The sequence below is a fragment of the Clostridium sp. AM22-11AC genome, from assembly GCF_003473545.1.
Taxonomy (GTDB): Bacteria; Bacillota; Clostridia; order Lachnospirales; family Lachnospiraceae; genus Enterocloster.
Genome location: NZ_QUCM01000001.1, coordinates 397017 through 411367, shown reverse-complemented (window position 1 = coordinate 411367; position 14351 = coordinate 397017). Strand labels below are relative to the sequence as shown.

General features: G+C 45.5%; 11 protein-coding genes. 10 read left to right on the top strand and 1 reads right to left on the bottom strand.

All coding sequences use genetic code 11. The annotated features are described in order from the left end of the window. The first annotated feature begins 75 nt into the window (after positions 1 to 75). Genes DW251_RS01940 through DW251_RS01915 form a run of 6 tightly spaced genes read left to right on the top strand, consistent with a single transcriptional unit; the run spans position 76 to position 7530 of the window. Positions 76 to 1590, top strand: coding sequence for a sugar ABC transporter ATP-binding protein (locus DW251_RS01940; protein ID WP_021868941.1), 1515 nt, complete (start codon positions 76 to 78; stop codon positions 1588 to 1590). 2 nt (positions 1591 to 1592) lie between these two features. After that, positions 1593 to 2648 (top strand): ABC transporter permease, encoded by a 1056-nt coding sequence (locus tag DW251_RS01935; protein WP_118300053.1) that lies wholly within the window; start codon positions 1593 to 1595, stop codon positions 2646 to 2648. 1 nt (position 2649) lies between these two features. Next, on the top strand, positions 2650 to 3663 hold the full coding sequence (locus DW251_RS01930; RefSeq protein ID WP_021868943.1) for a hypothetical protein: 1014 nt from the start codon (positions 2650 to 2652) through the stop codon (positions 3661 to 3663). 46 nt (positions 3664 to 3709) lie between these two features. Then, positions 3710 to 5209: an L-arabinose isomerase gene (gene araA, locus DW251_RS01925; protein ID WP_347474607.1), complete on the top strand. Its 1500-nt coding sequence runs from the start codon at positions 3710 to 3712 to the stop codon at positions 5207 to 5209. Positions 5210 to 5229: 20 nt separating this feature from the next. Then, positions 5230 to 6837, top strand: a complete 1608-nt coding sequence (locus DW251_RS01920) for an FGGY-family carbohydrate kinase (protein ID WP_118300052.1) — start codon at positions 5230 to 5232, stop codon at positions 6835 to 6837. After that, the gene (locus DW251_RS01915) at positions 6838 to 7530 is read left to right on the top strand and encodes an L-ribulose-5-phosphate 4-epimerase (protein ID WP_021868946.1); all 693 of its coding nucleotides are present in this window, start codon (positions 6838 to 6840) and stop codon (positions 7528 to 7530) included. Between the two features lie 21 nt (positions 7531 to 7551). Here the strand turns inward: DW251_RS01915 and DW251_RS01910 are convergent, their stop codons facing one another. After that, positions 7552 to 8538 carry a zinc dependent phospholipase C family protein gene (locus tag DW251_RS01910; protein ID WP_118300051.1) on the bottom strand — a complete coding sequence of 329 codons (987 nt, stop codon included), beginning with the start codon at positions 8536 to 8538 and terminating at the stop codon, positions 7552 to 7554. A gap of 164 nt (positions 8539 to 8702) precedes the next feature. Here DW251_RS01910 and DW251_RS01905 point away from each other — a divergent pair, with 164 nt between their 5' ends. From DW251_RS01905 to DW251_RS01890, 4 genes are all read left to right on the top strand, one after another. Beyond that, positions 8703 to 10049 (top strand): amino acid carrier protein, encoded by a 1347-nt coding sequence (locus DW251_RS01905; RefSeq protein WP_118300050.1) that lies wholly within the window; start codon positions 8703 to 8705, stop codon positions 10047 to 10049. Between the two features lie 426 nt (positions 10050 to 10475). Then, positions 10476 to 11393 carry a LysR family transcriptional regulator gene (locus DW251_RS01900; protein WP_021868949.1) on the top strand — a complete coding sequence of 306 codons (918 nt, stop codon included), beginning with the start codon at positions 10476 to 10478 and terminating at the stop codon, positions 11391 to 11393. A 132-nt stretch (positions 11394 to 11525) separates the two neighbouring features. Beyond that, a complete protein-coding gene (locus DW251_RS01895; RefSeq protein WP_021868950.1) occupies positions 11526 to 12836 on the top strand; it encodes an O-acetylhomoserine aminocarboxypropyltransferase/cysteine synthase family protein in 1311 nt (436 codons plus the stop codon). Between the two features lie 243 nt (positions 12837 to 13079). After that, complete coding sequence (locus DW251_RS01890) at positions 13080 to 14237, top strand: LysR substrate-binding domain-containing protein (protein ID WP_118300049.1); 1158 nt, start codon at positions 13080 to 13082, stop codon at positions 14235 to 14237. Positions 14238 to 14351 lie beyond the last annotated feature (114 nt).

Below are 14351 nucleotides of genomic sequence, written 5' to 3'. Positions count from 1 at the left end.
AGCAGATCAGGCACGGGGCGGGAGACAAAAGTCCCCTCCCGTGTCTTTTTTTAGAAAAAAGGAGGCATGGCTTTTATGGAAAAGGATTCTGTCCTTGAAATGCGGCATATATATAAGACATTCCCAGGTGTAAAAGCTCTGCAGAATGTGGATTTTACATTAAAAAAAGGGGAAATACATGCACTTATGGGTGAGAACGGAGCTGGAAAATCCACTCTGATCAAGGTTCTCACCGGTGTGGAGGAGTTTGAAACAGGAGAGATCATGATCGATGGCTGTGACCATACAATCATCAACCGCAGTCCGCAGGAAGCCCAGAGCCGCGGTATCAGTACCGTGTATCAGGAAGTAAACCTCTGCCCCAACCTTACAGTGGCAGAAAATCTTTTTATTGGAAGAGAGCCCAGAAAAGCAGGGCTGATCGACTGGAAAACTATGAATAAAAGAGCTGCAAAATTATTGCAGGATCTTGACATACATGCAGATGTTACACAGACTATTGACAATTATTCCATCGCCATCCAGCAGATGATCGCCATTGCCCGTGCAGTGGACATGTCTGCAAAGGTTCTGATCCTGGATGAGCCTACTTCTTCTCTGGATGACGGGGAAGTAGAAAAGCTGTTTAAGCTGATGCTTCGTTTAAAAGGAGAGGGAGTGGGCATTATCTTTGTTACCCATTTCCTGGAGCAGGTATATGCAGTCTGCGATAAGATCACAGTACTGCGTAACGGACAGCTGGTAGGAGAATTTACCACAGCAGAACTTCCAAGAGTCCAGCTGGTTGCAAAGATGATGGGTAAAGATTTTGATGATCTGGCTGCCATCAAGGAAGCAAAGGACGAAGAGGAACATACAGAGGAAGATATCGTTATCAAGGCAGTGGGACTGGGAAAGAAAGGCTATATCAAGCCATTTGACCTGGTGATCCACAAAGGCGAGGTTGTTGGCTTTACAGGCCTGTTAGGTTCCGGACGATCTGAAACAGTCCGTGTTCTCTACGGGGCAGAACGTCCGGATGAAGGAACCCTTCAGGTAAAGGGAAATGGAATAACAGCCAAACACCCAATTACTTCCATGCATGCAGGAATGGCCTATCTTCCGGAAGACCGTAAAAATGAAGGTATCATTGCAGACCTGTCTGTAAGAGAAAATATGATCATGGCACTTCAGGCAAAACGTGGCATGTTCCACTTATTAAGCAGAAAGCAGCAGGAAGAATTTACAGATAAATATATTGAAATGCTGCAGATCAAAACAGCCAGCCGTGAAACACCGATCAAATCATTATCCGGTGGAAATCAGCAGAAGGTGATCATTGGCCGCTGGCTTTTGACCAATCCGGATTTTCTTATTCTGGACGAGCCTACAAGAGGCATTGACGTAGGAACCAAAACAGAGATCCAGAAGCTGGTAGTAAAACTGGCTTCCCAGGGAATGGCAGTGGTATTTATTTCCTCAGAGATCGAAGAGATGCTCCGTACCTGTGACCGCATGGTGGTTATGCGTGACGGTGCAAAGGTAGGAGAACTTTCCGGAAATGAAATGAACCAGTCTTCCATTATGTCAACCATTGCAGGAGGGCAGTAGTCATGAAAAATAAAACATTAAAAAACATAACATCCCAGAGATTATTTCTCCCTATTTTCTGCCTGGCACTGGTATTGCTGGTAAATATCATCACAACACCGAACTTCTTTTCCATTGAGATCCGTGATGGCGTTCTCTATGGATATATGATCGATATCATCAACCGTGCCTCCGAACTTGTGATCCTGGCAGTAGGAATGACCCTGGTAGTATCTTCCTCAGCAGGAACGGATATTTCCGTAGGCGCTATTATGGCAGTAAGTGCAGCTGTATGCTGTAACATCCTTACAGGTGGAGAGAGAGCAGCTACTGCTTATGCAAATCCACTGATCCTTGGCTTTATAGCAGCTTTGGTAGTAGGCGCAGCCATTGGCTGTTTTAACGGATTTTTAGTATCAAAGTTAAATATCCAGCCTATGGTGGCAACTCTGATCATGTTTACAGCAGGCAGAGGTATTGCACAGCTGATCACAGACGGACAGATCACCTATGTGCGTGTAGACAGTTACCGTGTACTGGGCGCTTCTTTCCCGGGATTTCCGGTTCCTACCCCGTTTATCGTGGCAGTGCTGGTAGTTGCCCTTACTTCGCTGCTTTTAAAGAAAACAGCCCTGGGCATGTACATCCAGTCTGTAGGTATCAACAAGAGAGCATCCCAGTTAGTAGGTATTAAATCCGTTCTTATCATTTTCCTTACATATGCGTACTGCGGCCTGTGTTCCGGCCTTGCAGGCCTGATCGCTTCCAGCCGTATTTATTCTGCAGATGCCAACAACATTGGTCTTAACATGGAACTGGATGCCATTCTGGCAGTTGCCATTGGCGGAAACTCCTTAGGCGGCGGAAAATTTTCACTGGCAGGTTCCGTGATCGGTGCATTTACCATCCAGGCACTTACAACTACCCTGTATGCAATGCATGTTTCTTCTGACCAGGTGCCTGTTTATAAGGCTATCGTAGTTGTTATCATTGTAGCTCTCCAGTCTCCAGGTTTTGCAAGATGGAGAAAATCTCTGTTACAGAAGAAAGAGATAAAAGCAGGAAAGGAGGCAGCATGACATGAAAGGTAAAATGAAATTAAAACAGAACAGTTTCCTGCTGCTTGTTACCATTTTGCTGTTCTTTATTATGTACGGGATCGGCTGTGTGCTGTTTAACGCACAGGGCTTTTCCAAGACACAGAACTTCTTAAACCTGTTTATATCCAATGCAGGACTGATCGTTATCGGTATCGGCATGACTGTTGTTATGATCACCGGCGGTATTGATATCAGCGTTGGTTCTTTCGTGGCTATGGGCTGTATGATGCTTGCCTGGATGATGGAAAAAGGCGGTATTGGTGCAGTTCCTGCAGTGATCATTGTTCTGGTGACAGGCATTGTATTTGGCCTGGTCCAGGGATTTTTAGTTGCCTACATGGACATCCAGCCATTTATCGTAACACTGGCAGGTATGTTCTTTGCCAGAGGTATGACTGCCATCATTTCCAAAGATATGATCAGTATTACCAATGAGACCTTTATGGCATGGGCAAAAATGAAGCTGTATCTGCCATTTGGCGGCTACCTGAACAAAAAGGGCGTTATGGTCTATCCTTATATGTATCCTACCGTTGTGATCGCCCTGGTATTTCTGGTACTGGCATTTATCATGTTAAAATATACCAAGTTTGGACGCAGCATTTATGCAGTAGGCGGAAATGAGCAGTCAGCCCTGATGATGGGCTTAAATGTACGCAGGGTCAAATTAAAAGCCTATGTATTAGACGGTTTCCTCTGCGGCGTTGGAAGTATTTTATTCTGCTTAAACACACTGGGCGGTTTCGTAGAGCAGGCAAAGGGCTTTGAAATGGATGCCATTGCTTCTTCCGTTATCGGTGGAACCCTTCTTACCGGTGGTGTGGGAAATGTATTTGGAACCTTATTTGGTGTACTGATCAAGGCAACCATCGAAGCCTTTATCACCTTCCAGGGAACCTTATCTTCCTGGTGGACACGTATTACCATTGCAGCTCTGTTATGCTTCTTCATTGTACTCCAGTCTGTTCTTGCCATGATGAAGAAAAAGAAGTAGAAAAAATAGAAAAATGTAGAAAAATAAGGAGAAGTTTGCTATGCTGATGACGGAGAAAAAATATAAATTTTGGTTTTGCACCGGTTCACAGGATCTTTACGGAGATGAGTGTCTGGCTCATGTAGCGAAACATTCACAGATCATAGTAGAAGAGTTGAATAAGAGCGGAAGACTTCCATTTGAGCTTGTATGGAAGCCGACTCTGATCACCAATGAAGTGATCCGGAAGACATTTAACGAAGCAAATCAGGATCCGGAGTGCGCAGGCGTTATCACCTGGATGCATACTTTTTCACCGGCTAAAAGCTGGATCCTGGGATTACAGGAATATCACAAGCCTTTATGCCATCTGCATACCCAGTTTAACCAGGAGATCCCTTATGAGTCCATTGATATGGATTTCATGAATGAAAACCAGTCTGCCCACGGCGGAAGAGAATATGGACATATTGTGACCCGTATGGGGATTGAAAGAAAAGTGATCGTAGGCCACTGGGCAGATGAAAAAGTACAGGATCAGCTGGCTTCCTGGATGCGTACAGCCATCGGAGTAATGGAGTCTTCCCATATCCGTGTAATGCGTGTTGCCGATAATATGCGCAACGTAGCAGTTACAGACGGTGATAAGGTAGAGGCACAGATCAAATTTGGCTGGGAAGTAGATGCTTATCCTGTAAATGAGATCGTAGAAGCGGTAGACGCTGTTTCACAGGCAGATACAGATGCCCTGGTAGAAGAATATTATGATAAATATGACATCCTCTTAGAAGGCAGGGATGAAAAGGAATTCCGCCGTCATGTAGCTGTACAGGCACAGATCGAGCTGGGCTTTGAACGGTTCTTAGATGCCAACAATTATCAGGCGATCGTAACCCATTTTGGTGATCTGGGCGGCTTAAAGCAGCTTCCGGGACTTGCGATCCAGCGACTGATGGAAAAAGGCTATGGATTTGGCGCAGAAGGTGACTGGAAGACAGCGGCAATGGTACGTCTGATGAAGATCATGGCAGCAGGAACAAAGGATGCAAAGGGAACCAGCTTCTTTGAAGATTATACATACAATCTGGTAAAAGGAAGAGAAGGTATCCTTCAGGCTCATATGTTAGAGGTTTGCCCGACCATCGCAGATGGAAAGATCTCCATTAAAGAGTGCCCGCTTTCCATGGGCAACAGGGAAGATCCGGCCCGTCTGGTATTTACTGCAAAGGAAGGACATGGTATTGCAACTTCCCTTATTGACCTGGGAGACCGCTTCCGTCTGATCATCAATGATGTGGAAGTAAAGAAGGCAGAAAAACCAATGCCGAAACTTCCGGTAGCAACTGCATTCTGGACTCCGGAGCCATCTCTTGAAACAGGGGCTGCAGCATGGATCTATGCAGGCGGCGCGCACCATACTGCTTTTTCCTATGACCTGACTGCAGAGCAGATGGGAGACTGGGCCAATGCAATGGGAATTGAAACCGTTTATATTGACAAAGATACAAATATCCGTCAGCTGCGCAATGAACTGCGCTGGAATGAGGCTTATTACAAGTTCCACTGATCAGGAAGAAAGAAGGAGCTATGGGTCGCAGTGTAGAAGAAATAAGAAATGACATAACAAACGGGGGAACATCTCTGGGGATCGAGTTTGGTTCTACCAGGATCAAGGCGGTACTGGTTGACAGTACCACCGCCCCTGTTGCACAGGGAAGTTACGAGTGGGAAAACCGCCTGGAAAACGGGATCTGGACCTATTCCCTGGAGGATATCTGGAAAGGCCTGCGTTCCTGCTATCAGGATCTGGCAGCAGATGTAAAAAAGCAGTATGGAGTGGGACTTACACGGATCGGCTCTATGGGTATCAGTGCCATGATGCACGGATATATGGCATTTGATGAAGCAGGAGAACTGCTGGTGCCATTTAGAACCTGGAGAAATACCATTACAGGGGAAGCTGCAAAGAAACTGACCGAACTGTTTGATTATAATATTCCGCAAAGATGGAGCATTGCCCATTTATACCAGGCAGTGTTAAACAAAGAAGAACATCTGTCAAAGCTGGATTTCTTCACCACTCTGGCTGGATATATCCACTGGAAGCTGACAGGAAAGAAGGTTTTAGGCGTAGGAGATGCCTCAGGAATGTTCCCAATCGATCCGGCAGATGGCCAGTATGAGAAAGAAATGGTCCGCAAGTTTGAAACACTGATGGAGCCGGAAGGATATTCCTGGAAATTATCCGGTATCCTGCCTCAGGTCCTTACTGCAGGAGAAGATGCGGGAAGTCTTACAGAAGAAGGAGCAGCCCTTTTAGATGAAAGCGGAATGATTCAGGCAGGTATCCCACTTTGTCCGCCAGAGGGAGACGCAGGAACTGGTATGACTGCTACAAACAGTGTAGCTGTCCGTACAGGAAATGTATCTGCCGGTACTTCCGTATTTGCCATGGTAGTCCTGGAAGAGAACTTAAAGAAGGTCCATGAGGAGATCGACCTTGTAACTACACCTGACGGTCATCTGGTAGGAATGGTCCACTGCAACAACTGTACTTCGGATCTGAATGCCTGGGTAGGACTGTTTGAGCAGTTTTATGAGATGATGGGCCAGAAAGTGGATAAAAATACTTTATTTGGTAATCTTTACAGAAAAGCCCTGGAAGGGGATGCTGACTGCGGCGGCCTTATGTCTTATGGTTATCTTTCCGGAGAGCCGATCACAGGTTTTGAAGAAGGACGTCCTCTGTTTATGAGAAAACCGGACAGCAAACTGACACTGGCTAACTTTATGAGGACTCATTTATACAGTTCCCTTGCAACCCTTAAATATGGCATGGACATTATGTTTAAAGAAGAGAATGTGTCTCTGGACAAATTAATGGGACACGGCGGTTTCTTTAAGACAAAAGGTGTTGGACAGCGCATTATGGCTGCTGCAGCAGATGTACCTGTTGCTGTTATGGAGACAGCAGGAGAGGGCGGCGCCTGGGGCATTGCTCTTTTAGCAGCTTACAGAAAAGATAAGAAAGAAGGGGAAAGCCTTTCTGATTATCTGAACCAGTATGTATTTGCGGATGCCAAAGAAGAAGTAATGGAGCCGGATGCAGAGGATGTAAAGGGCTTTGACAGCTTTATAAAGGATTATATCAAAGGACTGGCAGCTGAAAAGGGCGCAGTGGAAGGATGGAAATAAATGCTGGAAGAATTAAAACAGAAAGTATATGAAGCCAATATGCAGCTTCCAAAGTATGGTCTGGTCACTTTTACCTGGGGAAATGTTTCTGCTATTGACAGGGAAAAGGGACTGTTTGTGATCAAGCCTTCAGGGGTAGATTACGATAAAATGAAACCGGAAGATATGGTGGTTATGGACCTGGAGGGAAATCAGGTAGAGGGAAAATTAAATCCGTCTTCTGATACAAAGACCCATCTGGTACTGTACAACCGTTTTCCGATGATCGGTGGTATCGTACATACCCACAGTCCATGGGCTACTTCCTGGGCACAGGCCGGAAGAGACATCCCGTGTTACGGAACCACCCATGCAGATTATATTTACGGGGCAGTTCCCTGTGCCAGAAACCTGACAGAGGAAGAATTAAAGGATTATGAAAGAAATACAGGAGTTCTGATCGCGGATCTGTTTGAAGAAAGAAAACTGGATCCGGTGGCAGTTCCCTGTGTTCTGTGTAAAAATCATGGTCCTTTTACCTGGGGAAAAGATGCGGCAGAGGCAGTACACAATGCAGTAGTACTGGAAGAAGTTGCTAAAATGGCAGCCCGCTGTGAGCGTTTAAATCCAGACGTAAAAGAAGCGCCTAAGTGCCTGCAGGATAAACATTATCTGCGCAAGCATGGCCCGGGCGCTTATTATGGACAGCGGTAATGCTATAAGAATTATGATGCGTCAGTCTTCCTCGTCGTTGCAGGGAAGCCCGCTGTGATAAGAATAATTTCCAAGTTCGTCCAGTATCCGGTCAAAGGATGCTGGGCGAATATTATTTTCTTCCATCAAAGTGTTGATCATATAGTAGATGGTGGCATGTTTTGCAAGGCACTGGCGGAACAGATCCGGGAAAGAGGTCTGGGAAGCAATGCTCTTGTCCCAGGGATTGCACCAGGTCTCATGGCGCAGGTTCAGGCTCCATACAGGGTCTTCTACCACATCGGTTACCATTTTACTGGAAGCTAAAGGATTTCTTAAAAACAGGGACTCTACGTATTCGATCCAGTTCTTTTTCTGGCTGTTTGGGTCGGAAAGTGTCCGGCAGCCCAGACGCAGGGCAAGGATAGAACGGTGGATCATTCCCGGGGATACCTGATAATGATTTTTGCTGCTTAAAGGATAGAAGGCGTCATTTAAGCAGGAGGAGAGGAAACGGGAGATAAACTGTGTTTCCATGCCATTTAAACAGATGGTAGCCGCCTGGTTGAACTGGGACGGCTTTTTCTTTTTGTATTTCATCAATAACAGGGCATCAATGTCATTTTCCAGCTTGGCATGTAAACCGTGACAGGCGGCTGTTGGATGCTCCGCGTCATAGTGGATGCGGCCATATACATAAGGGTGGCAGATAGAGTCGCCAATATAATGGCTGATGAAACCGCATAAGAAAGCAAGGCCTTCCTCACGCTGCTGCCGGGACTCAATTTTTGAAAGACGGGTGAATGCACAGCGGAAAAAGTCATTTACATGGTGTTCATGCATATAGGAGCCTACGTTGCGGTGATCCCTGTGGCGCAAAACAGGCAGATTATAAAAAAACATATCCGGTCCCTGAAGACCAAGCTGGTAGAGCCAGCGGTATTTTGCAATGATGAATTTTAAGTTGTTCTGAGGCATGTCATTGTATGCCTTCATACCGAGAATGTAGTGGGTGGTGAAGCCGGGCATGGTTGTGGGGCCTCCTTTCGGGTGTTGATGGCGTTGTGGGGCCACGCAGGTTCCTGCGCTCTTTACATTATACCATATTTTTGTGGATAAAGCAGGCATAGAAGGGAAAAACAGTGCATAAAAACCTCATAAGAAGGTTGCAGTGAGGCATAAATAAGGCGCATATGAAAGTTCTGGAAATGGTGCATGGGATCATATGGGGGCCGTGGACGGTGGGGGTGTTTCTGGTTGTGGGACTGGTGTTATCGGTGCGCTGCCGTTTCTTTCAGATCCGGGGATTTCGATATTGGTGGAAGGCAACTGCCGGAAGCTTATGGGGAGAGGAACGTGAGGGCGATGAAAGTACAGGTGCTGCCGGGGCCCACCATGGAATTACACAGTTCCAGTCGGTCTGTACCGCCCTTGCAGCAACGGTGGGGACCGGTAATATTGCAGGTGTGGCAGCCGCTCTTGTATCCGGTGGTCCGGGAGCCGTGTTCTGGATGTGGATCTCCGCACTGATCGGTATGGCCACTGCTTATGGGGAAACCTATCTGGGAGTCCGGTACCGTTTTAAGAACAACAGGGGAAAATGGATCTGCGGCCCCTTTGTCTATATGAAAAAAGGGCTGGGTATCCCTTTTATGGCAGCATGTTACAGCTTTTTCTGCTTTCTGTGTGCCCTTGGAATGGGAAGTATGGTACAGGCAAATTCAGCAGCAGAGACACTGGAATTTACCTGGGGGATCCCGTCGGTGTTAGGAAGCGGTATTCTGGCGCTGCTTACGGGAGCCGTTATCTTAGGTGGGATAAAACGGATCGGCAAAGCAGCAGAATACCTGTTGCCTCTGGCTTCCGGGATCTATATTTTATTTTCCCTGCTGGTACTTTTATTATGCGCAGACCGTATACCAGATGCATTTTTAAGGATCTTTCAGTCTGCTTTTGGGATCCGGCAGGTTTCAGGCGGCATAGCGGGCTTTGGCATCAGTAAAAGTATCCGTTATGGTATATCCAGAGGCGTTTTTTCCAATGAGGCAGGGCTTGGCACTTTGGCAGTCCTTCATGGACCGGCAGAACATACATCCCCGGAAGAACAGGGAATGTGGGCTATGTTTGAGGTGTTTTTTGATACGGTAGTTTTGTGCAGCCTTACAGCACTGGTCATCTTGTGTACCACACAGGGAGATACGGAAACACTTTCTCTTACAGGAGCGGCCCTGGCTGCTGCCTGTTTTTCTGCAAAACTGGGAGTCATAGGAGAATGGTTTATCAGTATTTCCATGGTGGTATTTGCTTTTGCCACTGTGATCGCATGGTATTACCTGGGACAGCAGGCAATAGAAGATCTGTCTCTTTTTTCCAGAATCTATCCGGTCTTATTTTTAGGAGCAGTATTTGCAGGAGGCTGTATCAGGCTGGAAGCAGTATGGATGCTGTCGGATCTGTGGAATGGACTGATGGCATTTTTTAATCTGACGGCTCTTTTATTTTTAACAGGGGAAGTTGAATATCCGGATCGGTATATTTAGGAAGAGCAGACTAGAAAAAGCACCTCGTTTTGAGGTGCCTTTTCCGGAAAAAAGTATTATTAAAAGGGAGGAGAGCTGATAAAATTTACCAGCTCGAGTATTATGAAAAAAATCTTGTAAGCTTAGTTAGGTATTAAAAATTTTCAGGAGATGAGGTTTTTGTTTGTTTTCTCTGTCTCTCATCTATGACTAAAGTATAAAAAGAAAAGATGAAGAAATCGTGTTCATTGTGTAACACTTTTTTGAATGATTTATGAACGAAATGTGAATGATACAAGTGTCAAAAGCACGTAGCAATCCGGTATCATAAATGAGAATTTCAGGAGCGTTGACAACGTTACCTGATTAGCCTATAATTTGTCCAAAAGAAAAACAAGTGGCGCAGTATGAATGTTAAATCCCGAATGATAAAGGAGTTTTTCACAAATGACCTTAATGCAGATGAAATATGCCATTGCAGTGGCAGATACCAAATCCATGAACGAAGCGGCCCGCAGCCTGTTTATCACACAGCCAAGTCTTTCCGCGTCTATTAAAGAGCTGGAAAATGAGATTGGCGTGGAGCTTTTTAAGCGTACCAACCGTGGTATTACTGTGACGCCGGAAGGAGAGGAATTTTTAGGCTATGCCAGACAGGTGGTGGAACAGTACCGCCTGATCGAGTCCAAGTACATTGAAAAAGAAAATGTGCGCAAGAAGTTCAGTGTGTCCATGCAGCATTATTCCTTTGCTGTCCAGGCCTTTGTGGAAATGGTGCGCCAGTTTGGAATGGACAAGTATGAATTTGCAGTTCATGAGACCAAGACCTACGAAGTGATCGAAGATGTGAAGAACTTTAAAAGTGAGATCGGCATTTTATATCTTAATGATTTTAACAGCAAGGTGCTGACAAAGCTGTTTACAGAGTTCGGGCTGGAATTTCACAGGCTTCTGGATTGCGGGATCTATGCCTATATGTGGAAGGGAAATCCACTGGCATCCAGAGAGTCTGTTACTATGGATGATCTGCAGCCCTATCCATGTCTGGCGTTTGAGCAGGGAAACAATAATTCCTTCTATTTTGCAGAAGAAGTCCTTTCTACTTATGAATATAAGCAGCTGATCCGTGCCAATGACCGTGCAACCATGTTAAACCTGATGAAAGGCTTAAATGGCTATACTCTTTGCTCCGGTATTATCTGCGAGGAATTAAATGGCGGTGATTACTGTGCAGTGCCATTGGAGTCTGACGAAGTGATGACTATTGGGTATCTGTGCCGCAAGGGAGTAGCCATCAGTCCTTTGGGCCAGAAATATCTGGATGAGATACGGAAATATAAGAATGAAGATGCCCGCTATAGGTAAAAACTATAACGAGCTCTTTTTTTTGTGTATTAGACAGATGGAAAAAGTAGTGTTATTATTTGTCCATAAACAAAAACAAACAAAAACAGTAGGTAAATGACTGATATATTTTTAATCCAGGAGGACAATAACATGGGAAAGAAATCTTACGATGAAAGAAACTTTAAATTTGAGACATTACAGCTTCATGTAGGACAGGAGCAGCCAGACCCGGTAACCGATGCAAGAGCCGTACCGATCTACCAGACCTCTTCCTATGTATTCCGCAACTGCGATCATGCAGCAGCAAGATTTGGACTGACCGATGCCGGAAATATTTACGGACGTCTGACCAACCCAACAGAAGATGTATTTGAAAAGAGAATTGCAGCCTTAGAGGGTGGCGTTGCAGCTTTAGCAGTAGCTTCCGGTGCAGCAGCTATCGCATATACTTTCCAGAACCTGGCACATGCAGGTGACCACATTGTAGCAGCTGAGAATATTTACGGCGGAACTTACAACCTGTTTGCCCACACTCTTCCAGAGTACGGCATCAAGACCACTTTCGTAGATCCATTTAACTACGAGCAGGTTGAGGCAGCCATCCAGGAAAACACCAAGGCGATCCACGTAGAGACTCTGGGAAATCCTAACTCTGATGTAGTTGATATTGAAAGACTGGCACAGATCGCACATGCACATAAGATCCCGTTAGTAGTTGATAATACATTCGCAACCCCATATCTGGTTCGCCCAATTGAATACGGTGCTGACATCGTTGTACATTCCGCAACTAAGTTCATTGGCGGACATGGAACCACCATTGGCGGTGTGATCGTAGACAGCGGTAAGTTTGACTGGGAAGCAAGCGGCAAGTTCCCGTCCTTAGTTGAGCCAAACCCAAGCTACCATGGAGTAAGCTTTGTAAAGGCAGTAGGACCGGCAGCATTTGTTACTAAGATCCGCGCTATCTTACTTCGTGATACCGGAGCAACTTTATCCCCATTCCATGCGTTCTTCTTCCTGCAGGGACTGGAAACACTGTCCCTTCGTGTAGAGCGTCATGTAGAAAATGCACTGAAGGTCGTTCAGTACTTAAATAACCATCCACAGGTAGAAAAGGTTCATCACCCATCTGTATCAACTGATCCAGAGCAGCAGAAACTGTACAAGAAGTACTTCCCAAATGGCGGCGGTTCTATCTTCACCTTTGAGATCAAGGGCGATGCACAGAAGGCAAAGGACTTCATCGACAACCTGGAACTGTTCTCCTTACTTGCAAACGTAGCAGATGTTAAGTCTCTGGTTATCCATCCAGCTTCTACTACTCATGCACAGCTGACAGAAGAAGAGCTGAAAGAGCAGGGCATCTACCCGAACACCATCCGTCTTTCTATCGGTACTGAGAACATTGACGATATCATCGAAGATCTGGATGAGGCATTTAAGGCAGTAGCTGAGTAAAACAGTATACATAGCATGGCAAGTGAATGAAATCGTATAAAATAGGTAAGTGATATATAAAAACAGGCGTATTTTTCCGTAACAGGAAGATGCGCCTGTTTTGTGTATACTAGGAAATTCCGTTGGAACTCCCTGGTATACACCGAGGCACATTCTTTTACAGGTCTGGGAAGTCAGACGGATATATGGTAAAATGAGGTTTAAGAAAGAGTTTAAGAGCAAATAAACCAGAAGGAGGGCCTTATGAACCAACAGCAGCTTATTTTCATCAGGGAGATCGCACGGACTGGTACAATCCGGGGGGCAGCGGCCTGTGTGGACAGGACGCCTTCTGCCCTTACCAGGGGACTTAAAAGTGTGGAAAATGAACTGGGCTGTCAGCTGTTTCGCAGGATACGGGAAGGAATGGTCCCTACTTCCGAGGGAGAAACCGTGCTTTCTTATGGGGAGAGGATCTTAAAAAGCCTGCAGGAAATAAAGGAAAAACGGATCTGGTCGGAAAATGAGATCCGCTATCTTTTATGTATCCGGGAAAATAAGAGTATTACCGGGGCAGCGGAAACTCTTTTTATTGCCCAGCCTTCCTTAAGCCAGGTCTTAAAAGAAGCGGAAGAGGAAGTGGGATTTAAGATCTTTCAGAGAGACCGGAGGGGGGCAGAGGAGACAAAAGCGGGCGCAGAGCTTTTAGAACAGTTAGAGGAAGTATGGAAACTCTGGAAGGAAATGCGGGAAGAACTGGGAGAATACCGGGAACTGAAAAAAGGAACAGTAACCATCGGCATCCCTATGAACCTGGGGGCCTGTATCCTGCCTGTAGTGGTTCCTGTGTTTCGCAGGCGCTATCCGGGGGTAAAGGTATTTATCCGTGAAAATAATTCCCAGGAACTGGAAAAAATGATGCTGTCTCATAAAGTGGACTTCTGCATTATGCATTTTCAGAAAGCATTGGATGAAGTATGCTATGATGAATTTTCTGAGGATCCTTTTTATCTTGCAGTGCCGGAAATTTTTCAGTCACAGGTATCGCTGTCAGAGGAAAAGTCGTTAAAGGCAGAAGATATAAGGCAACTGAAAAAGATCCCCTTTGTTATGGTGGCAAGCAGACAGAAACTGCGCCAGGTGGCAGATGAGATCTTAAGAAAAGCCGGGATCCGGCCGGATATCTGCTGCACTACAAAGAGCATGGAAACAGCCAAACGTCTGGCGGCAGGGGGAATGGGAGCTACTTTTCTGCCAAAGTCTTATATGACGCTGTATTCGGGGACAGAGGGATTAAGCTGTTATCCGCTGGATAAAGAACTGGGAGCGTCCTGGAAGCTGGTGGCTGCTTATCCTGCTGATGAGAAACTTTCAAGGGCTTCCAGGGAATTTTTGCGTACATTAAAAGAGTGTCTGGAATAAGGAAATATAAAGAAAATTCTGAAAAATAGTGTTGCATTTTACCTATATAAAAACTGGTATGTAATGTATTTTACCTATTACTGTTTTTGTATTAATATAAAAATAAGAAAGTGA

Coding starts and splice junctions, on each gene's coding strand:
- DW251_RS01910 (WP_118300051.1), bottom strand. CDS start 8,538: ATGCCCGGCTTCACCACCCACTACATTCTCGGTATGAAGGCATACAAT.
- DW251_RS01920 (WP_118300052.1), top strand. CDS start 5,230: ATGGGTCGCAGTGTAGAAGAAATAAGAAATGACATAACAAACGGGGGA.
- DW251_RS01940 (WP_021868941.1), top strand. CDS start 76: ATGGAAAAGGATTCTGTCCTTGAAATGCGGCATATATATAAGACATTC.
- DW251_RS01890 (WP_118300049.1), top strand. CDS start 13,080: ATGAACCAACAGCAGCTTATTTTCATCAGGGAGATCGCACGGACTGGT.
- araA (WP_347474607.1), top strand. CDS start 3,710: ATGACGGAGAAAAAATATAAATTTTGGTTTTGCACCGGTTCACAGGAT.
- DW251_RS01895 (WP_021868950.1), top strand. CDS start 11,526: ATGGGAAAGAAATCTTACGATGAAAGAAACTTTAAATTTGAGACATTA.
- DW251_RS01905 (WP_118300050.1), top strand. CDS start 8,703: ATGAAAGTTCTGGAAATGGTGCATGGGATCATATGGGGGCCGTGGACG.
- DW251_RS01915 (WP_021868946.1), top strand. CDS start 6,838: ATGCTGGAAGAATTAAAACAGAAAGTATATGAAGCCAATATGCAGCTT.
- DW251_RS01935 (WP_118300053.1), top strand. CDS start 1,593: ATGAAAAATAAAACATTAAAAAACATAACATCCCAGAGATTATTTCTC.
- DW251_RS01930 (WP_021868943.1), top strand. CDS start 2,650: ATGAAAGGTAAAATGAAATTAAAACAGAACAGTTTCCTGCTGCTTGTT.
- DW251_RS01900 (WP_021868949.1), top strand. CDS start 10,476: ATGACCTTAATGCAGATGAAATATGCCATTGCAGTGGCAGATACCAAA.